The 23,209-nt window shown below is 65.8% G+C and carries 17 protein-coding genes and 1 tRNA gene; 6 read left to right on the top strand and 12 right to left on the bottom strand.

Annotation, left to right across the window (positions count from 1 at the left end):
• Window positions 1–79: 79 nt before the first annotated feature.
• From U1763_RS13630 to ligA, 4 genes are all read right to left on the bottom strand, one after another.
• A complete protein-coding gene (locus U1763_RS13630) occupies window positions 80–877 on the bottom strand; it encodes a LytR/AlgR family response regulator transcription factor (protein ID WP_031393111.1) in 798 nt (265 codons plus the stop codon).
• On the bottom strand, window positions 874–2,019 hold the full coding sequence (locus U1763_RS13625; RefSeq protein ID WP_332755618.1) for a sensor histidine kinase: 1,146 nt from the start codon (window positions 2,017–2,019) through the stop codon (window positions 874–876). The genes U1763_RS13630 and U1763_RS13625 overlap by 4 nt, the downstream gene beginning before the upstream one ends.
• Before the next feature lie 139 nt (window positions 2,020–2,158).
• Window positions 2,159–5,455, bottom strand: coding sequence for a TonB-dependent receptor (locus U1763_RS13620; protein WP_332755617.1), 3,297 nt, complete (start codon window positions 5,453–5,455; stop codon window positions 2,159–2,161).
• Between the two features lie 209 nt (window positions 5,456–5,664).
• Window positions 5,665–7,854 carry an NAD-dependent DNA ligase LigA gene (gene ligA / locus U1763_RS13615; RefSeq protein WP_332755616.1) on the bottom strand — a complete coding sequence of 730 codons (2,190 nt, stop codon included), beginning with the start codon at window positions 7,852–7,854 and terminating at the stop codon, window positions 5,665–5,667.
• Between the two features lie 114 nt (window positions 7,855–7,968).
• Here ligA and U1763_RS13610 point away from each other — a divergent pair, with 114 nt between their 5' ends.
• On the top strand, window positions 7,969–8,952 hold the full coding sequence (locus U1763_RS13610; RefSeq protein ID WP_332755615.1) for an SDR family oxidoreductase: 984 nt from the start codon (window positions 7,969–7,971) through the stop codon (window positions 8,950–8,952).
• Between the two features lie 281 nt (window positions 8,953–9,233).
• Here the strand turns inward: U1763_RS13610 and U1763_RS13605 are convergent, their stop codons facing one another.
• A complete protein-coding gene (locus U1763_RS13605) occupies window positions 9,234–9,902 on the bottom strand; it encodes a Crp/Fnr family transcriptional regulator (protein ID WP_332755614.1) in 669 nt (222 codons plus the stop codon).
• Between the two features lie 97 nt (window positions 9,903–9,999).
• Between U1763_RS13605 and U1763_RS13600 the strand changes: the two genes are divergently transcribed.
• Window positions 10,000–10,779, top strand: a complete 780-nt coding sequence (locus U1763_RS13600; protein WP_332755613.1) for a class II aldolase/adducin family protein — start codon at window positions 10,000–10,002, stop codon at window positions 10,777–10,779.
• Between the two features lie 148 nt (window positions 10,780–10,927).
• Window positions 10,928–11,275 (top strand): hypothetical protein, encoded by a 348-nt coding sequence (locus U1763_RS13595; RefSeq protein WP_332755612.1) that lies wholly within the window; start codon window positions 10,928–10,930, stop codon window positions 11,273–11,275.
• A 91-nt stretch (window positions 11,276–11,366) separates the two neighbouring features.
• Here the strand turns inward: U1763_RS13595 and recN are convergent, their stop codons facing one another.
• Window positions 11,367–13,031, bottom strand: a complete 1,665-nt coding sequence (gene recN / locus U1763_RS13590; protein WP_332755611.1) for a DNA repair protein RecN — start codon at window positions 13,029–13,031, stop codon at window positions 11,367–11,369.
• A 79-nt stretch (window positions 13,032–13,110) separates the two neighbouring features.
• Window positions 13,111–14,073, bottom strand: coding sequence for an outer membrane protein assembly factor BamD (locus tag U1763_RS13585; protein WP_132896041.1), 963 nt, complete (start codon window positions 14,071–14,073; stop codon window positions 13,111–13,113).
• A gap of 146 nt (window positions 14,074–14,219) precedes the next feature.
• Between U1763_RS13585 and U1763_RS13580 the strand changes: the two genes are divergently transcribed.
• Window positions 14,220–15,044 (top strand): class I mannose-6-phosphate isomerase, encoded by an 825-nt coding sequence (locus U1763_RS13580; RefSeq protein ID WP_132737384.1) that lies wholly within the window; start codon window positions 14,220–14,222, stop codon window positions 15,042–15,044.
• A gap of 319 nt (window positions 15,045–15,363) precedes the next feature.
• Window positions 15,364–16,536 (top strand): glycosyltransferase, encoded by a 1,173-nt coding sequence (locus U1763_RS13575; protein ID WP_132737387.1) that lies wholly within the window; start codon window positions 15,364–15,366, stop codon window positions 16,534–16,536.
• A 142-nt stretch (window positions 16,537–16,678) separates the two neighbouring features.
• Here U1763_RS13575 and U1763_RS13570 read toward each other — a convergent pair whose 3' ends face one another.
• From U1763_RS13570 to yajC, 4 genes are read right to left on the bottom strand one after another with little or no spacing between them, the layout of a single operon-like run.
• Window positions 16,679–17,053, bottom strand: a complete 375-nt coding sequence (locus U1763_RS13570; protein WP_056051843.1) for an Mth938-like domain-containing protein — start codon at window positions 17,051–17,053, stop codon at window positions 16,679–16,681.
• The gene (gene secF / locus U1763_RS13565) at window positions 17,054–18,019 is read right to left on the bottom strand and encodes a protein translocase subunit SecF (RefSeq protein ID WP_332755610.1); all 966 of its coding nucleotides are present in this window, start codon (window positions 18,017–18,019) and stop codon (window positions 17,054–17,056) included.
• Window positions 18,020–18,033: 14 nt separating this feature from the next.
• Window positions 18,034–19,638: a protein translocase subunit SecD gene (gene secD / locus U1763_RS13560; RefSeq protein ID WP_332755609.1), complete on the bottom strand. Its 1,605-nt coding sequence runs from the start codon at window positions 19,636–19,638 to the stop codon at window positions 18,034–18,036.
• Window positions 19,638–19,979, bottom strand: a complete 342-nt coding sequence (gene yajC / locus U1763_RS13555) for a preprotein translocase subunit YajC (protein ID WP_332755608.1) — start codon at window positions 19,977–19,979, stop codon at window positions 19,638–19,640. Before yajC ends, secD begins: the two co-directional genes overlap by 1 nt.
• 243 nt (window positions 19,980–20,222) lie before the next feature.
• On the opposite strand from yajC, the gene U1763_RS13550 reads away from it, so the two are divergent.
• Window positions 20,223–20,299: transfer RNA gene (locus U1763_RS13550), tRNA-Pro, on the top strand.
• Window positions 20,300–20,506: 207 nt separating this feature from the next.
• Here U1763_RS13550 and U1763_RS13545 read toward each other — a convergent pair.
• Window positions 20,507–22,789, bottom strand: coding sequence for an NADP-dependent malic enzyme (locus U1763_RS13545; protein WP_332755607.1), 2,283 nt, complete (start codon window positions 22,787–22,789; stop codon window positions 20,507–20,509).
• Window positions 22,790–23,209: the final 420 nt, after the last annotated feature.

The following is a 23,209-nucleotide window of genomic DNA, read 5'->3' as shown; positions in this document are numbered from 1 at the left end:
CTCCCGAAAGCTCGCCCCGACCACACCCCCCCGCGTTCGTCAGGATGACGGGGACGCGGCTAGGACGACGGGCTCGAACTCAGTGAACGAACCGCGCAACCACATCGCGGTACGACCGGGACACCTTCACGCTCGCCCCGGAATTCAGCACTAGGAAGCATTCCCCGTTCGTATGCGGCTTGACCTGCTTGACCAGATCCAGGTTCACGATAGTCGACCGATGCACCCGCTGGAACCGCCGCGGATCCAACCGCTTCTCCAGATCCTTCATAGTCTCGCGCAAAATCAGCGTATTATCGCCAGTATAGATGCACATGTAATCGCCGGCCGCATCGATCCGCTCGATCGTATCCACATCGACGCGGAAGATCTGCCCGCGATCCTTGATGTTGATGAGCTTCTCGAACCGATTGGCCGACACGGCATCCCCATCCGGCATGTCCGCCGCCGCATCCGGCGCGACATCGGCGAGCACTTCGCGCAACCGATCGACCTCCTCGACGCCGCGCTTCTCGCTCAAACGTTGCCGAACCCGCTCGATCGTATCCGCCAGACGGGACTCTTCGACAGGCTTCATCAGATAATCGACCGCCTGCGCCTCGAACGCGCGCAACGCATGGTCCGAATACGCGGTGACGAACACGAACAAAGGCGGCTCGACCTCCATCAGCCCCTGCACGACGGAGAACCCGTCGAACCCCGGCATCTGGATATCGAGGAAGACCAGGTCGGGCTTGTGCGTCTTGATCGCGCGAATCGCCTCGCGGCCGTTCGAGCATTTTTCGATGATCTCGACGTCTTCATGGGCCTGGAGTCGGAGTTCCAGCCCCTGGATCGCCAGCGGCTCGTCGTCGACGAGAATGGTACGGATGGTCATGCGGCCTCTCTGTTCACGTCTTCAAGCTGATACGGAATCTCGATCTCGACCGAGAAGCCGCCAGCGGGCGTGGAGCGGGTTTCGAAACGATGGTCGGGCCCATATGCCTGAGCCAACCTGTCTCTAATATTAGCGAGCCCCACGCCTGTGGATTGGCTTGAACCGATCCGGCCCTCGATCAAGCCCGGACCGGTATCGGATACGGCGATCTGCACGCGTTCCCCGGCGAGCCGCACTTCGACGCAGATTTCGGCGCCTTCCTCCTGCGGCGTGACGGCATATTTGATCGCGTTCTCGACCAAAGGTTGGAGCAGCAGCGACGGCAATCTCGCCCGTTCGGCGCGCGGATCGATGTCGAACTTGGGCCGCATCCGATCCTCGAAGCGCATCTTCTCGATCTCCAGATACAGCTTCAGCTGGTCCACTTCCTGCGCGACGGTGACGTGCGCGGTCGGCTCGTTCGCCAGCGTATAGCGCAGGAACGACGACAACCGGCTGAGCATCGCGTTCGCCCGCTCGGTCTGCTTGAGCAGCACCAAGGTCGAGATCGAGTTTAGCGTGTTGAACAGGAAATGCGGGTTGAGCTGATACCGCAGCATCGCCAGCTGTGCCGACGACGCCTGGTTCTCGAGATGCTCCATCTGGTCGATCTGCTGCTCGACGATCAGGTAGAAGTTGATCCCGAAATACAGCGCCGACCACCCGAACAGCACCGTGAAGGTGACATACACCGACCCGAGCAGCCGCGTGAGCGTCACCCCCGGCGTCGCGGTCGCGATGAACGAGAACGTGAACGCGTCGAGCACCGCATACAGGAACGTCGCCGCCGCCAGCGTCGCGATCGTCAGGAAGATGCCAACCAGCCGGTTCATCCGGCGGTACTGGCCGTACATCGTCGAGAGCAGCAGCGTGATGCAGTAGCCTACGATCGCCTCGACGATCACCGGGATCACGCCGTCGAGCGACAGCCCGTTCGAGATCGACACCACCCCGCGCAGCAACAGATACCCGCTCCAGCCAACCGCCTGGAGGATCCAGAACGCGCGCGCCTTGTTCTCGAAAAACGGTCGCGCGGTGAAGGGCAGGCGCCGGGCCGAGTTCAGGGCGGATGAGCCGGGGGGCGGGGCGGGAGTGATAGCCATTGGCTTGCCGCCTTACACGTGGCGCAACGGACACGCAAAACCCGTGGGTCGTGGATATCTGGCGTTGCCTCGAACGAAAAGGGCCGCCGCTCCCTTACAGGAACGGCGGCCCGGTTCGACCAAATGGGTCGAGCTTGGTTTAGAATGTGAAGCGTGCGCCAATACGGATCAGGTACAGCGAACCGTTGAATACCGGCGAAACCGCCGTGCTCGGCTCGCGGAACGACGAGTAGCGATACTGCGCACAGGCCTGACCGGCGTTGGTCGCGGCGACGCCCGTGGTTCCGGTCGGTGTTGCGGCAGCAAGGCACTGCACCTGCACGACCGAAGCCGTCGACGGGAACGCCAGCTGACGGAGACCGCCCCACTTGCTGTTGAGCAGGTTCGGAAGGTTCTCGATATCGCCGAAGATCGTCACGCGCGACCCGCCGATAAACGTCGGAACCTGCTGTTCGAGATGGAGATCGATGCGCGTGAAGGCGCGGCTGCGGGCAATGTTACGGCCCGCGATCTTGCCGCGATAATCCTTCAGTTCGGTGTTGTTGATCAGGCCATCGAGCGCGGTCTGCGTTGCCGCAGAGTCGTAGCTGACGATCGGATCGTTCGCGCCGGTCGGAACGTACAGCAGGTACCGACCATTGTTCGACAGCGTGCCGAACACCGCACTGCGCGTGCTGGTACCGCCACTCTGATCGATCATCGTAAAGCTGTAGTTACGGCCTGCACGGGTCTCACCAAACAGCTGGATCGCGGTACGATAATCACCAAAGAACGCGTGATCGAAGCCGATGTTGTACTTGAACGCCCAGCGGGTTTCGTCGTTCGACCGGCCATAGGCGGCAAAGTTCGGGTCGAGCATCGCCGCGTTGCCGTAGTTGGACAGAGCAGTCGACGACGTCGCCGGCGTCGCGTCCTTCACGTCCTGCCAGGTGTAGCTACCGCCGAGCGACAGACCCCAGTCGAACGTCTTCGAAGCGCGGACGTCCCACACATGACCGCGACCGCGGCTGGTGTTGCCGAGCACGATATCCGTGTTCGGATCGGTTACGCCGATCCCGCCGGCGTTGTTACGCGCGCCGTACCGGGGGCGACCATCGGGCAGGCGCCCGATCACGACCGAGCGGGCGTCGCTGAACTGAACCTGCTGGATGACGTTCGAATAGATGTAGTCGGCGCCGAACTGGATGCCGAACAGATCATAATCGGCCGAGAAGGTGGCCTTCAGCGTCGACGGGATGTCGAAGCTTGGGTCGATCGCGTTGACAGGCGCGGTGCTGAGCGATGCCGTGTTGGTCGACAGATAGTTTGCCAGGACCGCGGGGATGGCGGCGCCGTTGACGTTGTTGAGCGCGGCGTCACCGATCGCGATCGGCTGGTTGTAGACGGATGCGCCGCTGGTGTTGCGGTTGACCGTCACCGAATTGGTGACGACGCCGGTGTTCGAGAAGCTGTTCGACAGGTACACGTCGGGTGCGCCGCCAGCGAAGATGCCGGCACCGCCGCGCAGCTTCAGACGCGAGATCGGCGGCTTGAAGTCGAAGCTGATACGCGGCTGAAACGCGCCCAAGCCCTTGAAGTTCTTGGTGTTCGCGAAACCGACGCGGTTCTGGAAGTTGGCGTTGTACGGGATGCGGCTCTGCATGTCGTACAGGTCGTAGCGTGCGCCATAGGTGAGGTTAAACGTATCGCTGACGCGCCAGCTGTCCTGCGCGCCAAAGGTATATTGCTGATACCCGAAGTTAGCCGCGGCGTCGTTCGTGTTGAGCGATACGGCGTCCTGATAGGTCACCTGGTTCGCCCGGCGCGCCTGGAAATCGGCGAGCGAGTCGAAATAATACGAGCCGGCCGTGTTCTGCAGGAACAGGTTGTTGATCGTCACGTGCGAGAATTCGCCGAGCAGGCGAATGCTGTGATCGCCGACCGAGACGTTGGCCAACGCCGATCCGCCGAACGTTTCCGTCGCGAACGTGTTCGACTGGCTGGAGATGTCCGGGCCGAACGCGATGACCGGCGTACCGGTGCTGCACGACTGAGCCTGGCCGTTGGTGCCGAGCGAGGTCGGATCGAGGCAGACACGGAACTGGGCGAAATCATTGCCGCGCAGCGGATCGCGCGTGCGGGTGTACTTCTTGTACGTGCCGCGGACTTCGGTCGAGAACGTGTCGGACCAATCCGAGTTCAGCTGCGCGATGCCGGCGCGAAGCAGTTCCTTCAGCGTGTAGCCGTTCGAGTCGAGCGAGAAGCCCGGCGTCGTAACCGACTGCGAATTGGCACCGCTGACGACGAACGAGTCGAACGCGTTGACGTAGGACAGTGCGAGCTTCTGGCCGTCGGTGACGTTCCAGTCGAGCTTGCCGACGATCTTCTCGTCCTTCTGCTGCGCGATCGACAGGACTTCGCCCGGGTCGTAGCCGTAGACCGACTGCGAGATCGCCGCGACATTGTCGACCTGCGCCTGGGTCAGGAAGCCCGAGCCGAACGGCACCTGCGACGCGGACGAGACCGTCAGCGGGCGGGCTTCGGTGTTGCGCTCGGCCGAGACCATGAAGAACAGCTTGTCCTTGACGATCGGGCCCGACAACGTCGCGCCATAGGTTTCCGACTTGAAGTTCGTGTCGGGGCGCGTGAACGAGCCGATCTTTTTGCCGTACAGGCCGTCGGTGTTCTGCGAGTAGAAGCCGGTGCCGTGGAAGTCGTTGGTGCCGGACGCGAGCGTCGCGTCGATTGCGCCGCCCTGGAAATTGCCCTGGCGGAAATCATACGGTGCGATCGAGACCGAGACCTGTGCGATCGCATCGTACGGAATCGGGCCGCGTGCGGTCGGGCTGGCATCGACGTTCAGGCCGAAATTGTCGCTGACCGACACGCCGTTGATCGAGAAGCGGTTGAAGCGCGGGTTGCTGCCGGCGAACGACACGGCGCGGTTGTTCGACAGATCGAGCGTGGCGAACGGATCGCGGCGCTGGATGTCGCGGATGTCGCGGTTGACCGAGGCGACCTTGCTGATGTCGCGTGCACTCAGCACGGTCTGCGGGCCATCCGACGACGTCCCGGCGCCACGGATCGACGAGGCGGTGACGACGATCTCATCGCTGCTGGCGGTGCCGCCCGCTGCGAGTTCGATCGGCAGGTCGAAAGGCTGGCCGATGACGGTGAAGACGTCGGTAACGCTGGTGCTGCCCTGCGACGAGGCGACGTCGACGGTGAACGGGCCGCCCGCGCGCAGGCCGGTGACGATGAACGTCCCGCTCGCATCGGTCGTCGCGGTCGAGCGCGTGCCTGACGGGACGTTGGTGATGACCACCGTGGCGCCGTTGACGGGTACGCCGGCGGACTGGACCGAACCGCGGATCGTCGCCGTCGTGTCCTGCGCCATGGCGGCGGCAGGTGCGACGAGCGCAACGACTGCCACACCCAGGAAAAGGTTGTTCCGCATCAGTAATTACCCCTTTGAGAGCCCGCGGCTCCGAACTTCGCGACTTCATGTCGTGTTAATCCGGCCCTGCACTTCGAATATTTCGGATATGTGACATTGGCGAGTCGGGAAGTGTCATGGACACACTCGGTCATACCGCGTTGCAAAAAAGCCACGCAGTGGAACCGTTTCGGCCGGGATGGAACCGCCGACCAGCAGTGTCGCGCGCCTTAGCTGGCGGCGACGATCTCCGCCCATTCGGCTTCGGTGATGACGCGGATGCCGAGGTCGGTGGCCTTTTTCAGCTTGGAGCCCGCCCCCGGACCCGCGATCACGAGGCCGGTCTTGCTCGATACCGACGCAGCGACTCGCGCGCCGAGCGCTTCCGCCTGCGCCTTCGCCTCGTCGCGGCTGAGCGTCTCCAGGCTGCCGGTGAAGACCAGGATCTGGCCGGTGACCGGCGATTCGCGCGTCTCGTGGACGACGTCTGCGGGCTTCACTTCGCGCAACAGGTCGAACACCACGTGGCGATTATGCGGCTCGGCGCAGAAGCCGACCAACGCGCTCGCGACCTCGGGGCCGATGCCGGCGGTTTCGATCGCGCCGACCAGCAGCTTATCGCGGCGGAGCACGAACTTCCGCTCGGGTTCGCCGATCACCGGCTCGATTTGGCTGCGCAGGAATACCGCGTGCCGCAGCACCGCGCCGAGTGCTTTCGCCGACACATAGCGTCGTGCGAGGTCACGCGCGGTAATCTCGCCGACGTGGCGGATGCCGAGCGAGAACAGGAAGCGGTCGAGCGGGATGGTCCGCTTGGTCTCGATCGCGGCGATGACTTTGGCCGCCCACACGCGCCCGTCTTTCTTCCTCGCCGCTAGCTGTTCCTCGGTCAGGCGGAAGATGTCGGCGGGCGATTCGATCAGGCCGTCGCGGAAGAACGCTTCGATCAGCGTCTGGCCGAGACCGCCGATGTCGAAGGCATGGCGCGAGGCGAAGTGGATAAGCCGTTCGACGCGCTGCGCCGGGCAGATCAGTCCGCCTGTGCAGCGATAGACGACCTCGCCCTCCTCGCGCTCGGCGGCGGACCCGCATTCGGGGCAGGTATGCGGGAAGACGTAAGCCTCGCGCTCTGCTTCAGGCGTAAGGTTTTCGACGATCTGCGGGATGACGTCGCCGGCGCGCTGGACGAGCACGCGGTCGCCCGGCCGGACGCCGAGCCGCTCGATCTCGTCGGCATTGTGGAGGGTCGCGTTGGTTACGACGACGCCACCGACCGTCACGGGAGAGAGGCGCGCGACGGGGGTCATCGCGCCGGTGCGGCCGACCTGGATGTCGATCCGCTCGAGCAAGGTCTGCGCACGTTCGGCGGGGAATTTGTGCGCGATCGCCCAGCGGGGGGCTTTGGCGACCTGGCCGAGCCGCGCCTGCCAGTCGAGCCGGTCGACCTTGTAGACGACGCCATCGATATCGAAGGGCAGGTCGGCGCGCTCGGCTTCGATTTTGCGGTAGACGTCGAGCGCCGCCGCCGTTCCCTCGACCCGTGCGAACCCCTCGGCGATCGGGAAGCCCCAGCCGCGTAGCGTGTCGACGACCTCGGCCTGGGTATCACCCGGCACGACGCTGGCCTCGCCCCAGCCGTGCGCGAGGAACCGGAGCGTCCGGCTCGCGGTCACGCTCGCGTCCTTCTGGCGCAGCGATCCCGCAGCGGCGTTGCGCGGGTTGGCGAACTGCCGTGCGTCTTTGCCGCTCTCCTCCGCCTCGGCGAGCAGGCGCGCGTTGAGCGCAGCGAAGTCGTCCTTCGCCATATACACCTCGCCGCGAACCTCGAAGATCGCGGGGATTCTCCCGGCTTCCTCAGAAGTTTGTTCCCCCGCGAAGGCGGGGGTCCAGTCTGGGCCCCCGCCTTCGCGGGGGAACAAGGTTTGCGGGATGTCGCTGATGGTCCGCACGTTAGCCGTGACGTCCTCGCCGACCTGCCCGTCACCTCGGGTCAACGCCTGCATCAGCCGCCCGTCTTCATACCGCAACGAACACGACAGCCCGTCGATCTTCGGCTCCGCGGTGAGCGCCACCGGCGAGTCGTCCGCCAGCTTCAGGAACCGGCGCACGCGCGCGGCGAACTCCTCGACCTCCTCGTCGGCGAACGCGTTGTCGAGGCTCATCATCGCCTTGGCATGCGCGACCTTCGCCAGATGCCCCGCCGGCGCCGCCCCCACCGTCCGGCTCGGGGAATCGCTCCGCACGGCGCCCGGAAACGCAGCCTCGATCGCCGAATTGCGCCGCACCAGCGCGTCATAGTCGGCGTCGCTGATCTCGGGCGCGTCGTCGGTATGATAGCGGGCGTTATGATACGCGATCTGCGCGGCGAGCGTCTCCAGCTCGGCGGCGGCTTCGGTCTCGGTCGCGGGAAGGTCGGTCATTGCGCCGGGTTAGGGGAGGGGGGCGTCTTTCGACAAGACCTGGATCAACATGTCGTGAACATTCGCGTTACTTAAACGCTGACATCGCAAGGTAATTTTCCGGGAAGCGTAATCATGACAGACACCAGCCGCCGAGACCTGTTCAAGGGCGCCGCCGTCACCGGCCTCGCCGCTGCCGCCGCGCCTGCTTTCGCCCAAGGGCAGCGGGCGGGGCAGGCGCCACTCGCCGATCCGCAGACGCGCTTCGTTTCGACGCCCTTCCCCGAACAGCGCCAGAAATGGCCCGCGCTCCAGCGCGACATGCGCCCGGTCCCGGATTGCGGCGAGGCGAGCTATCGCGGCTCGGGGCGTCTTGCCGGGCGGAAAGCGCTGGTCACCGGCGGCGATTCCGGGATCGGCCGCGCGGCGGTCATCGCGTTCTCGCGCGAAGGTGCCGATGTCGCGATCAACTATTACCCGACCGAGGAACCCGACGCACAGGACGTGGCGAAGCTGCTCCGTGCCGAGGGCCGGAAAGTCGTGCTGATCCCCGGCGACCTGACCGATGCGAAATTCTGCAACGGCCTGATCGCACGCGCCGCGCGTGAACTCGGCGGGCTCGATATCCTGGTCAACAACGCCGCCTACCAGCAGTCGAAAGCGTCGATCGCGGAGATCAGCTTCGAACAGTTCGATCGGACGATGAAGACCAACGTCTATGCGATGTTTCACCTCTGCAAGGCGGCGATCCCGCTGATGAAGCCGGGCGCGTCGATCATCAACACGGGGTCGGTCAACTCGGTCGATCCGGGCGAGGAATTGCTCGATTACGCGACCACCAAGGGCGCGATCCTGATCTTCACCAAGGGGCTGGCCAAGCAGCTCGGTAAAAAGGGGATCCGCGTCAACATGATCGCGCCGGGTCCGGTCTGGACGCCGCTGCAGGTCGCGGGTGGACAGCTGCCGGGCAAGATGGGCGAGTTTGGGCAGGACACGCCGCTGGGTCGCGCGGGTCAGCCGGCGGAACTAGCGTCACTGTTCGTAACGTTGGCGGAGACGGGGACCAGCTTTACGAGTGGTAGCGCGTTTGCGGCCACGGGTGGCAGCGGGGTTCTGTAACGGGAGCCAACGATCCTCCCCCGCAAGGGGGGGCACCGAAGGTGCCGGAGGGGGAGGACCGAAAACGCTGGTTGCTCGTGCCTCCCCCTTCCGTCTGGCAAGGGCCAGCCACCTCCCCCTGGCGGGGGAGGATCGGAGACCGCAGAGCCTCACTCCACCCCGGCGAAGGCCGGGGCCCAAGTGGAAAGGCCGCAGTAACGGAGCGATGCGCATCGTTATCACCGTCCCCCAATTGGGCCCCGGCCTCCGCCGGGGTGGTGCTATTCATGAGGCGCGACGACTCACCCCGCACCCAACCGACGCAACCCTTCCGCATCCACGACCCTGATCCGCGCATATTCGACAGCAATCACCTCTTCGCGTTCCATCGCCTTCAGCGCTTTGTTGAGCGTCTGCCGCGACACGCCGATCATCGTGGCGATATCCTCCTGGCGAAGTTCGATGCTGCTCCCGCCCGCGGCGCGCGCGAGGCCCCCCAGCGTCCTTGCCAATCGCACCGGGATCGGTTGCGCCAGCGTATTCATCATGAACGCCAGCGACGCACGCTGGTGCGCGCACGCCAGCAGCGCGATGTCCCACCATAGTTCGGGCGTGGCGCCCGCCAGCCGCCGGAACGCCTCGATCCCGATATGCAGCACGCGCGCCGGCCCGAACGCGACCGCATCATGCGGCCTCGGCCCCGCGTCGAGCGTCGACAGCTCACCGAACCACGTCCCCGGTCCCATCATCAGCACGACGAGTTCGGCGCCGACCGCGGGATAGCCGATCAGTCGGACCTGCCCGTCGAGCACCGCCCATAGCCCATCGGGCGGATCGCCGACGCCGTACAACCGCGTCCCCGCCGCGACAGATCGCACGCTCGCCTGCGCCAGCAACAGCGCGCGCCGCTCGGCCGGCACCGCACCGAACCAGGAGTCCGATTCGAGCTGCGCGTGATCGATCGACGACATCGCAGAAGTGTCGGCCGATCGCCGGGATTGTCAATCTGGTGACATTTCAGGGGCCTGCACCATGCTATGCCGAGCCCATAAAAACAGGAGATGGATGATGGCGACCGCACTCAGGACCGAACCGACCGTACGCGATCTCGTTTCGCCCGAGGAATGGGCGCTGCGCGTCGATCTTGCCGCCGCATACCGTCTGGTGGCGCATTATGGCTGGGACGATTTGATCTTCACGCATCTGTCTGCGCGCGTGCCGGGGCCCGAGCATCATTTCCTGATCAACCCCTACACGCACATGTTCGAGGAGATCACCGCGTCGTCGCTGGTGAAGATCGACGTGAACGGCGACAAGGTCATGGATACGCCCGCGCCGGTGAACCGTGCAGGGTTCGTGATCCACTCGGCGGTCCATGCCGCGCGCGACGATGCGGTCGCGGTGCTGCATCTGCATACGCCGCACGGCCAGGCGGTGTCGGCGATGGCGGAAGGGCTGCTCCCGCACACGCAGACCGCGATGATCGCCGGGCACGACGTCGCGTATCACGACTTCGAAGGGATCGCGACCGAGCTCGAGGAGCGCGAGCGGCTGGTCGAGGATCTCGGCACCAAGCACAGCATGATCCTGCGCAACCACGGCACGCTGACCGTCGGCGAGTCGATCCCGCAGGCGTTCCTGCGGATGTATTTCCTCGAGCGCGCGTGCGAGGCGCAGGTGCTGATGCTCAGCGCGGGTCGCGAGAATCTCAACACGCCGAACCAGGGCGTGGCGGAGAAGGTCGAGGGTCAGTCTAGCGGGCCGGGGATGCGGATGCTGGCGGATGGGCTGGCGTGGCCGGCGCTGTTGCGGAAACTCGACCGGATCGATCCGAACTATCGCGATTGAGGTAAGGGGCGGGCTGCTTGGGGGCTGCCACCCCGGCGGAGGCCGGGGCCCAGTAGGCAAGGTCGTTGTAACGGTTCGTAGCATTCGCCAAATACTGTTTCCCAGCTGGGCCCCGGCCTCCGCCGGGGTGGAAGGAGAGACGCGTGTGATGCAAACGACGTCCGTTGTTTTGTCGGCGCTGTGTCTCGCCACCCCCGCCATGGCGCAGCAAACCCATGTCTCGCCAAAGCCTGCCCCGGCGATCGGCTATGATTGGAACGATGATTCGTCGGCCGACGACCGCGTCCAGCAGACGCTATGGCCGCGCTCGGACGCCAGCGCGGCGGGGCTCGACGACATGATCCACACCGAGCAGACGCCCATCCACGCCGCGATCCGCGAAGACGGCGGCTTCGGCAGTCGCGCGCTGCACGGCATCCGCAAGGTAGGTGGTGACTATATCGTCGTGCCGGTGTTGAAGATTCATCTGGGGCATCCGCGGCAAGCGACGCCTTGATTTCAAACGTCGGTCGAGAGATTCGCCGTAAGATCTCGGCCAATGGGTCGCTCGAAGTGGATACGCAGCCGGCAGTCTAGGGCCCGAAACCTCAGGCCCGCTCGAGCAACCGCTCCGCCTGCGCGCGCGCCTCGTCGGTGATCTGCGCGCCGGACAGCATCCGGGCGATTTCCTCGCGCCGTTCGTCCTCGGACAAGGCGCGTACACCCGTTCGCGTGACCGTGCCGTCGCTACTTTTCGCGATCAGCAGGTGCTTGGCGCCGCGTGCTGCAACCTGCGGGCTGTGCGTCACCACCAGCAGCTGCGTGCTCTGCGCGAGCCGCGCCAAGCGTTCGCCGATCGCGCTGGCCACCGCACCACCGACGCCGCGGTCGATCTCGTCGAACACCATCGTCGACGCGCCGCCCTCTTCCGCCAGCGCCACCTTCAGCGCGAGGATGAAGCGCGACAATTCGCCGCCCGATGCGATCTTGGTCAGCGCCGCGAACGGTGCGCCCGGATTGGTCGAGATCTCGAACTCGACGCGGTCCTTGCCCGCCGCCGACCAGCCCTCTTCGCCAAGCGGCGCGACCACGGTCTGGAACCGCGCCGCGTCGAGCTTCAAGGGTGCCAGTTCGCCCGCAACCGCAACGTCGAGCCGCTTGGCCGCCGCCAGCCGCCGCTTCGTTAGCGCGTCCGAGGCCGTGTCATACGCCTTGCGCGCGGAAGCAACGCGAGCCTCCAGCACGGCAATGCCGCCTTCGCCCGCATCGAGGCGCTCCAGCCGCGCGCGCATCTCGTCCGCCAGCGCGGCGAGATCATCCGGTTGCACACGGTGTTTGCGCGCCATTGCCCGCAACTCGAACAGGCGCGCCTCGTCATCCTCCAGCGCACGCGGATCATAGGCGAGTTCCGCCCGCGCATCGCGCAACTGTTCTTCGGCGACCGACGCTTCGATCACCGCGCGGTCGACCGCTGCCAGTGCCTCGCCCAGCGCGATATGATCCTCCGCGATCCGCTCCAGCACGCGCGCCGCCTGGCGTAGCTTTGCCAGCCCGCCATCCTTGCCTTCGAGAAAATCGTCGATCGCCGCCAGATCGTCCGCGATCTTTTCCGCGCGCTGCATCGACCGTCGCGTATCTGCCAACGTCTCTTCCTCGCCAGCGACCGGCGCCAGCGCATCGAGTTCGGCGACGGTATGCTCGAGCCATTCGCGATCGCGCGCCGCCGTCTCGATATCCGCGCGCGCCGCCGCCAGTTCGGCCTCGGCCGCACGGAACCCGGCATAGGCCTTGCCCGTAGCGCCTGGCTCGGTCCGCCCGAAGATGTCGAGAAGCGCGCGATGTCCGCGGGCATTCAACAGCCCCCGTTCGTCATGCTGGCCGTGAATCTCGACCAGATGCGGCGCCATCTCGCGCAGCAGACCCGCCGACGCCGGCTGGTCATTGACGAATCCGCGACTGCCGCCATCCGCCTTGACGATCCGCTTCACGATCAACGGCTCGCCGCGTTCGATCTCCAGCCCGTTTTCATCGAACAGCAGTGCGAGCGGCGATTCGGGGGCAGGGGCGTCGAACGTCGCGGTGACGACGGCCTGCGTCGCGCCGTGCCGCACGAGCCCGCTATCGCCGCGTCCGCCAAGCGCAAGCCCCAGCGCATCGAGCAGGATCGACTTGCCTGCGCCGGTCTCGCCGGTCAGCACGCCAAGTCCTTCGCCGAATCCCAGATCCAGCGCCTCGATCAGCACCACGTCGCGAATGGAAAGGTCGGTCAGCATCGTGCGCGTCTTAGACGATCAGCGCGCGAAAATGATCCCCTATTGTTCTCACGTCCGTGTTCTCATGGCGGTCCGGCGATCAGTTGCCGGGGCCGGTCCGCGTCGCGCTGCCCGGACCGACCGGCGCAGGGCTCGAAACGCTGCCTGCACCGGTGCCGCCGGTGTTGCCGTTCGCCTTGGGAAGCTCCAGCACGCCGGTACCCGGCGTCCCCGCGGTCCCGGTCGGAATGATCGCCTCGCCCGGTGCCAGCGGTGCGATCGGCTTGACCGGATGCTCCTGCATCAGCTTGTAGGCGTGATCGTACCAGTCGGTGCCGGGATAGTTGCGGCCGAGCACCGCCGCAGCCTTCTCGGCCTCGATCGGCACGCCGAGCTGCAGATACGTCTCCGTCAGCCGCATCAGCGCCTCGGGCGTGTGCGTGGTCTGCTGGAACTTGTCGACCACCGTGCGGAACCGGCCGTTCGCGGCGAGCCACTGGCCGCGCGTCTCATAGAACCGCCCGATTTCCATCTCCTTGCCGGCGAGATGGTCGTTGACCAGATCGATCTTGAGGCGTGCATCCGACGCATAGCGCGTGTTCGGGTAGCGGCGCATCAGTTCGCCTAGCGAATCGAGCGCCTGGCGCGTAATCTTTTGGTCGCGCGTGACGTCGGTGATCTGCTCGTAATAGCCGAGCGCGATCAGGTAATAGGCGTAAGGCGCGTCGCGGTTGCCCGGATGGACCGCGAGGAAGCGCTGCGCCGAGCTGATCGACGCGGTGTAGTCCTTGGCGAGGTAATAGCTGAACGCCGACATGATCTGCGCACGGCGCGCCCAGATCGAATAGGGGTGCTGGCGCTCGACCTCGTCGAACAGCTGCGCCGCTTCCTTGTAGCGTCCCTGATCGAGCCGTGCCTTGGCGGTCGAATACAGCGTGCCGACGTCGCGCGCGACATAGGGCAGATCGCCCTTGGCGGCGCGGCCACCCGCACAACCGGCCATGGGGAGCGCAAGCGCGGCGAGGAGCGTGACCGCGAGGGCACGAGACTGGGTGATACGCATTGGCGTGATCCTTAGCGTAAGCGGATAGCCACGAACAATCCTTTTCGCCGGGCGGGTCTTGCCCCTTTCCTGGAGCCGGATCGCACGGCAATAGTCGTGCGTTGGTGCTCGCCATTCGAAGCGCCATTCACGTCGAGGATCATGTCATGCCGGCCACATTGTTGCACACCCACCGCGTCGAGAAGCCCTGGGGTCGCGACACGCTCTGGCCCGGTTTCGAGGATCCGGCCGAAGGTTCGCCGCCGATCGGCGAAGTCTGGTTCCAGGAGCCCGGCAACACCACGCCCGATCTGCTGATCAAGTATCTGTTTACCAGCGAAAAGCTGTCCGTTCAGGTCCATCCCAACGACGAGCAAGCGCATGATCGCGGGCTGCCGCGTGGCAAGGACGAGTGCTGGACGATTCTCGCCGCCGAGCCGACCTCGACCATCGCGGTCGGTACGAAGCAGCCGATCTCGAAGGACGCGCTGCGCCAGTCGGCGATCGACGGCACGATCGAGGACAAGCTCGACTGGAAGCCGGTCAAGCCGGGCGACTTCATGTATTGCGCGTCGGACACGATCCACGCGATCGGCGGCGGGCTGACCGTGATCGAGGTCCAGCAGAATTCCGAGACCACATATCGTCTTTATGATTATGGCAGCGATCGCGAGCTGCATTTGAAGGACGGCATCGATGTCGCCGATCCGACCCCGTACGTCCCCGTCGCGCCGCCGATCGAGGTCGAAACCGGCCGGACGATCATGGTCGAGGGGCCGAAGTTCGTACTCGAGCGCTGGAAGGGTGGCGATCATGTCGTCAATTTGCCCGGGGGTACGACCGGCTGGGTGATCCCGATCACCGGCTCGGGCGATGTCGCGGGTGTGGCATTCAAGGCCGGCGAATGCGCGACGATGACGGGGAGCGAGACAGTCTCGACGAGCGCGGATGCCGACGTGCTGTTCGCCTATCCTTTGGCGAAGCGGATTTAAGCCAAAGTCCGATTGAACGGGGAGACCCAAGCCCCGTTCGTCCTGCGTTTCCTTGTTCTCCCGCGAAGGCGGGAGCCCAGTCTGGGTCCCCGCCTTCGCGGGGAAACAAGGCGATGAAGCGCACCACATCCCAGACTGCGACCACCCCGGCGAAGGCCGGGGCCCAATTGGATAGGTGGAAATAAAGATGGGCAGCGGTCAGTCAGTCCCGTCCTCCCAATTGGGCCCCGGCCTCCGCCGGGGTGGAGCGTGTTACCGGAGAAGGTTGGCATATCGCCTCACCCCCCGTTAACCCCCGTCGACCTAAACTCGCGGCGACATGCTCCGCATCCTTACCCTCTCGACGCTGTTTCCCGACGCCACGCGCCCGAATTTCGGCGTGTTCGTCGAGCGTCAGACGTTAGGGCTCGCCGCGCATCCCGACGTCAGCCTGAAAGCGGTCGCACCGATCGGCCTCCCCCCCGGCATACTGAAACGCATCGGTCATTATGCCAGGCTGGCAACGCTGCCGGCGCGCGAACGATGGAAAGGCATCGACGTCCATCGTCCGCGCTTTGCGGTGCGCCCGCTGCTCAAGGGGCGCCGCCACCCTGCCGAACTCGTCCGCGCGCTTGCTCCGGTGCTCGACGCGATCCGCGAGGATTTTGCGTTCGACGTGATCGATGCGTCGTTCTTCTTCCCGGACGGACCCGCTGCGGTGGCGCTCGGCAAGCGCTACGGCGTTCCCGTTTCGATCAAGGCGCGCGGTGCCGATATCCACCATTGGGGCACCGCGCCCGCCACTGCAGCGCGCGTTCGCAGCGCCGGGCGGGACGCCGCCGGGATGCTCGCGGTCAGCGCGGCGATGAAGGCCGACATGGTCGCGATGGGCCTCCCCGCCGAGCGTATCCGTGTCCACCACACCGGTGTCGATCAGGACCGATTCCGTCCCCTCGACCGGACCGCAGGCAAGACCGCGCTCGGCATCGCGGGGCCGCTCGTCGTGTCGGTCGGCGCGTTGATCCCGCGCAAGGGGCACGACATCGTCATCGATGCGGTGTCGGCGCTCCCCGGCGTCACGTTGCTGATCGCGGGCGAGGGCCCCGAACGCGCAGCACTCGATGCCCGGATCGCGCGCTACGGCATTGCCGACCGCGTTCGACTACTCGGCGCCGTTCCGCACGCCGAATTGCCGAAGCTGATTGCCGCCGCCGACGTCAGCGCGCTTGCCTCCAGTTCGGAAGGACTCGCCAACGCCTGGGTCGAGTCGCTCGCCTGCGGCACCCCGATCGTCATCACCGATGCCGGCGGCGCGCATGAGGTGGTAAAATCCGCCGATGCCGGTCGGGTCACGATCCGCGACGGGCTGGCGTTTGCCGCCGCGATCGACACGCTGCTCGCAGACCCGCCGGCGCCCGAAGCAACGCGTAAGGCCGCGGCGCCGTTCACCTGGGAGGCCAATACCGCCGCGCTGTATGATCACCTTGCGACGCTAGCCGCAGAACGCCGCTAAACGATCCTCCCCCTGGCGGGGGAGGTGGCTGGCCCTTGCCAGACGGAGGGGGAGGAAAGGGGAAACGGCCGTTCCGTGTCCGCCCCCTCCGTCACCTACGGCGACACCTCCCCCTGGCGGGGGAGGATCGAAAATCCTGAGATCACCCCTCGAGTGGGTAAAGCGCCGCCACGATCCAGCGACCTTCGCCGCGGAGTACCGCCCACGCCCTGGCAGCAGCGCGACTATCCATCGCCTCGATCCCAAACCCGCGCGCCTCGACCGCACGCTTGAACGCAAGCGGCGGCTGGCGCAGCGCATTGCCGGTCCCGAGCAACAGAAACTCGGGCGGAGGATCGAGCGCGAGCAATGCCGCCACGTCCGCCTCGCCCAGCGCCTCGAACGCCGGCGGCTCCCAGCCATCCGCGCGTTCGGGGCTGATCGCTAGCGCGGTATAATAGCCGTCGTCGACCTTGAACCCGCCGCGACCGAACGCCGAGATCATCGGCCCATCGGTCTTCTCGCGGTCCATCCTCATCTAGCGTTCGACCTTCGGACCCACGCGCTCGGCACCGTCCTGCACGCCGCCCTTGCGTGGCGCAGGATCGGCCCGCAGCCCCAGCGTGATCAGCAGCGACGACGACACGTAGATCGACGAATAGGTCCCGACTACGATGCCCAGGATCATCGCCGCAGTGAACCCGCGCAGCACGTGGCCGCCCAGCACCAGCATCGCGACCAGCGCGAGCAGGATCGTCACCGAGGTCATCACGGTCCGTGGCAGCGTCTCGTTCACCGACAGGTCGATGATCTCGCGCATGTCCATCTTCCGGTACCGGCGCATGTTCTCGCGGATACGGTCGTCGATCACGATCTTGTCGTTGATCGAATACGAGATGATCGTCAGCACGGCGGCGACGATGTTCAGGTCGAACTCGAACTGCGTCAGCGCGAAGAAGCCGAGCGTCATCAACAGATCGTGGACGATCGCGACGACGGTCGACACGCCGAACTGCCACTCGAACCGCACCACCGCGAACAACGCGATGCCGAGGATCGCGAGGCCGACCGCGAGCAGACCCTTGCTGATCAGCTCGTCCGAGACCTTGCCCGAGATCGTATCGTACTTCGAGAACGTCGCGCCGGGGAACTTGACCGCGAGATCGTCCGACACCTTCTTGACGAGGCGGTTGGTCGCCCCTTCATCGCCCGCCGGGACGGGCAGGCGGATCGATAGCGTCTTCGGGTCGCTGAACGACTGGATCGAGGCTTCGCCGACGCCGAGCCGGTCGACTTCGGTCCGGACCGCGTCGATCGACGGCGCGGTGGCGAACTTCTCCTCGATCAGGACGCCGCCGACGAAGTCGACGCCCATGTTGAGGCCCTTCGTCACGACCAGCCCGATCGCGAGCAGGGACAGCAGCAGGGTCAGCCCGAACGCCCATTTGCGGAGCGAGACGAACTTCAGGTTCGTGTTGTCGGGTACGAGTTTCAGCAGGCGCATGGTTATCTCCCGCCTCAAATATTGATCGTGGTGGGGCGGTTCTTCCGCAGCCACAGCGCGACCATCATCCGCGTGAACGTGACGGCGGTGAACACCGACGTGCAGATCCCGATCAGCAGCACGACCGCGAAGCCCTTCACCGGACCCGAGCCGAGCAGCAGCATGATCACGCCGGTGATGGCGTGGGTCACGTTGGCCTCGAAGATCGTCCGCGATGCTTCCTTGTAGCCGAGCTCGACCGACTGGATCACACTACGCCCGCGCCGTCGCTCCTCGCGAATACGCTCGTTGATCAGCACGTTGGCATCCACCGCGGTGCCGATCGTCAGCACGAACCCGGCGATACCGGGCAATGTCAGCGTCGCGTTCAGCATCGCCATGACCGCGACGATGACCAGGATGTTGATGACCACGGCGAGGTTCGCATACAGGCCGAACCGGCCATAGGTGACGAACATGAACACGATCACCGCGAGCGCCGCGATGATCGACGCCAGCACGCCGGCACGGATCGAATCCTTGCCCAGATCGGGGCTGACGGTGCTCTCGGCAATCGTCTTCAGCGCGACCGGCAACTTGCCCGAGCGCAGCGTGATCGCCAGCGCGTTCGCTGACTCGACGGTGAAGTTGCCCGAGATCGACGCGCGACCACCAAGGATCGGCTCGTTGATGTTCGGAGCAGAGATCACCGAATTGTCAAGGATGATCGCAAACGGCTTGCCGGTGTTATCCGTCGTGACCTTCGCGAAGCGACGCCCGCCGACCGCGTTGAACGTGATCGCCACCTGCGGCGCGTTGGTCTGCGGCTCAAACTCCTGGCGCGCATCGGCGAGCTGGTCGCCCGAGATGATCACCGAGCGCTTGACCGCGATGAACGGCACGCCGCGCGGATTGCCGGGGTAGGGGAGAACCTGGCTGCCGATCGGCGCGATACCCTTGACCAGATCGGCGGGGTTCGCGGTCTCGTCGACCAGCTTGAATTCGAGCTTGGCGGTCTTGCCGAGCAGGTCCTTCAGCGCCTGCGGGTTCTTCAGCCCCGGCACCTGGACGACGATCCGCGTCGCGCCCTGGCGGACGATCGTCGGCTCCTTGGTGCCGAGTTCGTCGATGCGGCGGCGGACGACTTCGGTCGCGTCCTTCATCGCCGTGTCGACCGCCTGCGTCAGGCCAGCCTCGGTCGGCTTGAGCACGAACCGGCTCGTGTCGACGACATTGATGTCCCACTCGCGCTGGCCGCTCATCCCGGCGCCACCGCCGGTGATCGCCAGCAGGCGCTCGCGCGCCGCATCGACCTGCGAAGGATCACGCAGCAGGAAGCTCAGCTGACCGCCCCGCGTCGAGATATCGCCGATCTCGATCCGCGGGGTCCCATTGCGCATCGTCCCCGCGACGCTGTCGCGCATCGCCTCGATCCGCGTCGCGGCGAGGTCGGCGGTGTCCGCCTCGAGCAGCAGATAGCTGCCGCCGGCGAGATCGAGCCCGAGGTTGATGTGCGGATGCGGGATCCGCCCCCATTGGCTCGTGGTGCTCTCGGGGAGGAAACTCGGGATGGCCAGCAGGCACAATGCCGCCAGCAGCCCGATGATCGATCCGATTTTCCAGCGCGGGAAATCGAGCATCAGTCGTTCGCCGGCTTCGTGTTCGGGCTGGTGATGTCGGTCAGCGTCGCCTTGACGACGCGCACGCGGACATTCGGCGCGATCTCGACCTCGACAAAGTTATCTTCGACCTTGGTTACCTTGCCCAGGATCCCGCCCGAGGTGACGACGCTGTCGTTCTTCTTCACCGCCGCGACCGACGCCTGCAGCGCCTTCATGCGCTTTTGCTGCGGGCGGATCATCAGGAAATAGAACACGACGAACACGAGGAAGAGCGGCGCGAGGCTCAGGAACGAGGCGATCCCGCCCCCCGCCGTCGTGGCGCCGTCTGCGGCCTGGGCATAAGCTGGTGAGATGAACATGAAGGTCCGTATCTGGCTGGGCCGTGGAAGGCGCAAGGTTGGGTCGGGCCGGACGTCGCGCGTCGCGCCCGCATTGGTCCGCCCGCTATCATCGCTTGGAACCTCGCGCAACAGATCGCCACAGGATGAGACGTGGGCGCCGTGCGACCGGGCGCATCTGACGCCCTAGCCGTGTTCCTACTTGCATCCAGCGCAGACCCCGCGTAGTGCGCCCCCCTCGGGTCGCCTTGCGGCCCGTTCGGTCGGAGCGTAGCGCAGCCTGGTAGCGCACCACACTGGGGGTGTGGGGGTCGCAGGTTCGAATCCTGTCGCTCCGACCATTTTCTTACATCGATGAAAAGACGGACTCGTGCACCGCTTGTACGAGCGCATCCCGATACATTCGTCGTCATCCCCGCGGAGGCGGGGACCCATAAACTCGAACGTTGCCCGTCACCAGCAACGCCAGCCCGTATGGATCCCCGCCTGCGCGGGGATGACGGAACTTGGAATGGGGCCGACTCTGATGCCGGCCCCGTCCGGTGATCTTACGCCGTCTCGCTCACCGTCGCCGCATGACCCACGGCCACCGCGCTGAGGTTCACGATCCCCCGCGCGGTCACGCTCGGCACCATCATCTGGAGCGGCTTGGCGAGCCCCAGCAGCATCGGCCCCAGCGGCAGCGACTCGGTCGATGCCGACAGCAGCGACACCGCGATGTTCGCCGCGTCGATGTTCGGCATCACCAGCAGGTTCGCCGATCCGGTCAGCGGGCTGTCCGCGACCAGCCGCCGCCGCAGCGCCTCCGACAGCGCCGCATCGCCGTGCATCTCGCCGTCGAACTCGAACTCCGGCGCGAACTCCTTCAGCAACGCATGCCCCGCGCGCATCTTCTGCGCCGACGGCGACCGCGACGCACCGAAGCTCGAATGCGACAGCAACGCCGCCTTCGGCTCGATCGCGAACGCCCGCACCGCCTCGGCCGCCAGCAACGTCATTTCGGCGATCTGCTCGGCGGTCGGATCGACCGTCACGTGCGTATCACAGAAGAAGAGGCTGCCGGTGCGCAGGATCACCGCCGACATCGCATACAGCCGCGAGACGCCCGGCATCCGCGGGATCAGCGGCATGACGTACGTCATCTGCGTCCACCAGTCGCCGATGCCGCCACACAAGGCTGCGTCGACGCGCCCCTCGCGCAGCAGCATCGCCGCCGCCACGCTCGGTCGAGTCCGCAGCGCGCGCTCGGCGCTATCGGGCGGCGATCCACGACGGCCGACCAGCGCGTTAAACCCGGCAAGCAACGGATCGAACACTTCGCGGTCCGTACCCGGATCGAGCACCTCGACGTCGGTGCCGATCGCCATCCGCAACCCGCTCGACTGGATCTTCTCGGCGATCACCTCGCGCCGGCCGATCAGCACCGGCCGCCCGATACCTTCGTCGATCACCGTCTGCACCGCGCGCAGCGTGCGGTCGTCCTCGCCCTCGCCATACGCGATCGACCGCCCCGCCTGCTTGGCGCGTGCGAAGATCGGCCGCATCAGCTGGCCAGAGCGATACACGAACACTTCGAGATCGCGCAGATATGCGTCGAAATCCTCGATCGGCCGCGTCGCCACGCCCGAGTCCATCGCCGCCTTCGCCACCGCCGGCGCGACGTGCAGGATCAGCCGCGGATCGAACGGCTTGGGGATGATGTAGGTCGGCCCGAACACCGGCGTAGCGCCACCGTAAGCGGTGACCACCACATCCGAAGCGGTCGCGCGTGCGAGGGCCGCGATCGCGTCGACCGCCGCCACCTTCATCGCCTCGTTGATCTCGGTCGCGCCGACATCGAGTGCGCCACGGAAGATGAACGGGAAGCACAGTACGTTGTTGACCTGGTTCGGGAAATCCGAACGCCCGGTCGCGATGATCGCATCGGGCCGCGTCGCATGGACCAGCGCCGGCTGGATCTCGGGCTCGGGGTTCGCTAGCGCAAGGATCAACGGATCGGGCGCGAGCAGGTGCAGCCATTCCTGCTTCAGCACGCGCGGCGCCGACAGGCCGAGGAAGATGTCCGCCCCCTCCAGCACGTCCGGCAGGGTCCGCGCATTCGTCTTGCGCGCATACCGCGCCATGTTCGGCGGCATCACGTCGCCGCGATCGGCATGCACCACGCCGGCGATATCGGTCAGCGTCACGTTCTCGGGGTTAAGCCCCATCGACACCAGCAAGTCGACCGTCGCGAGCGCCGCCGCGCCGGCGCCCGACGTCACCAGCTTCATCTGGTCGAGCCGCTTGCCGCGCAGTTCGAGCACGTTGCGGACCGCGGCGGCACACACGATCGCGGTGCCATGCTGGTCGTCGTGGAACACTGGGATGTTCATGACCTCGCGCAGCTTCGTCTCGATCTCGAAGCATTCCGGCGCCTTGATGTCCTCGAGATTGATCCCGCCGAACGTCGGCTCGAGCACGCGGACCGCCTCGATGAACGCCTGCGGATCGAGCTGGTCGATCTCGATGTCGAAACAGTCGATCCCGGCGAATTTCTTGAAGAGCACCGCCTTGCCCTCCATCACCGGCTTCGACGCTAGTGCGCCGATCGCACCGAGCCCGAGCACCGCGGTACCGTTGGTGATGACCGCGACCAGGTTGCCCCGCGCGGTGTAATCCCGCGCCTTGTCCGGATCGGCAGCGATTTCCTCGCACGCGGCAGCGACCCCCGGAGAGTACGCGAGCGCCAGATCGCGCTGCGTCGCCATCCGCTTGGTCGCTTCGACCGAGAGTTTCCCGGGCTTTGGATAGCGGTGATAATCGAGCGCGGCTTTGCGGAAATCGTCTTCCATGGTCTTCCTAACCTGTCGGCCGCGGCGGCGACCGGGTGGGCGCGGGCAAGGCCCGCGGCGAATGTTCAAGGGAGCGCATAGCCTTAGGGGCACCAATCCGCCAACCCCGCACGGACGTAGCGTCGGTTTGGATGGGGAGGGTGGGTGGCGACCACACCCGGTACCCCACAGCACAGCACCACCCCGGCATAGCACCACCCCGGCGAAGGCCGGGGCCCAATTGGAACGTCGGACATAACGAAGCGCCGCCCTCAGTCAGCACCGTCCCCTCCGCCGGGGCGATGCGCGCCCTAGCAATCCTTCCCCGCAAGGGGGAGGTGGCGCCGAAGGTGACGGAGGGGAGGCAAGCGATCACGTCCGTTGGGTGTCCTCCCCCTCCGACCGGCAAGTGCCGGCCACCTCCCCCTGGCGGGGAAGGAT

Origin of the sequence: Sphingomonas sorbitolis, assembly GCF_036663875.1 — a bacterium.
In the GTDB taxonomy this organism is placed as follows: Bacteria; Pseudomonadota; Alphaproteobacteria; order Sphingomonadales; family Sphingomonadaceae; genus Sphingomonas.
The sequence above is the reverse complement of the archived record's forward strand: the minus strand, read 5'-3'. Positions and strand labels throughout refer to the sequence as shown.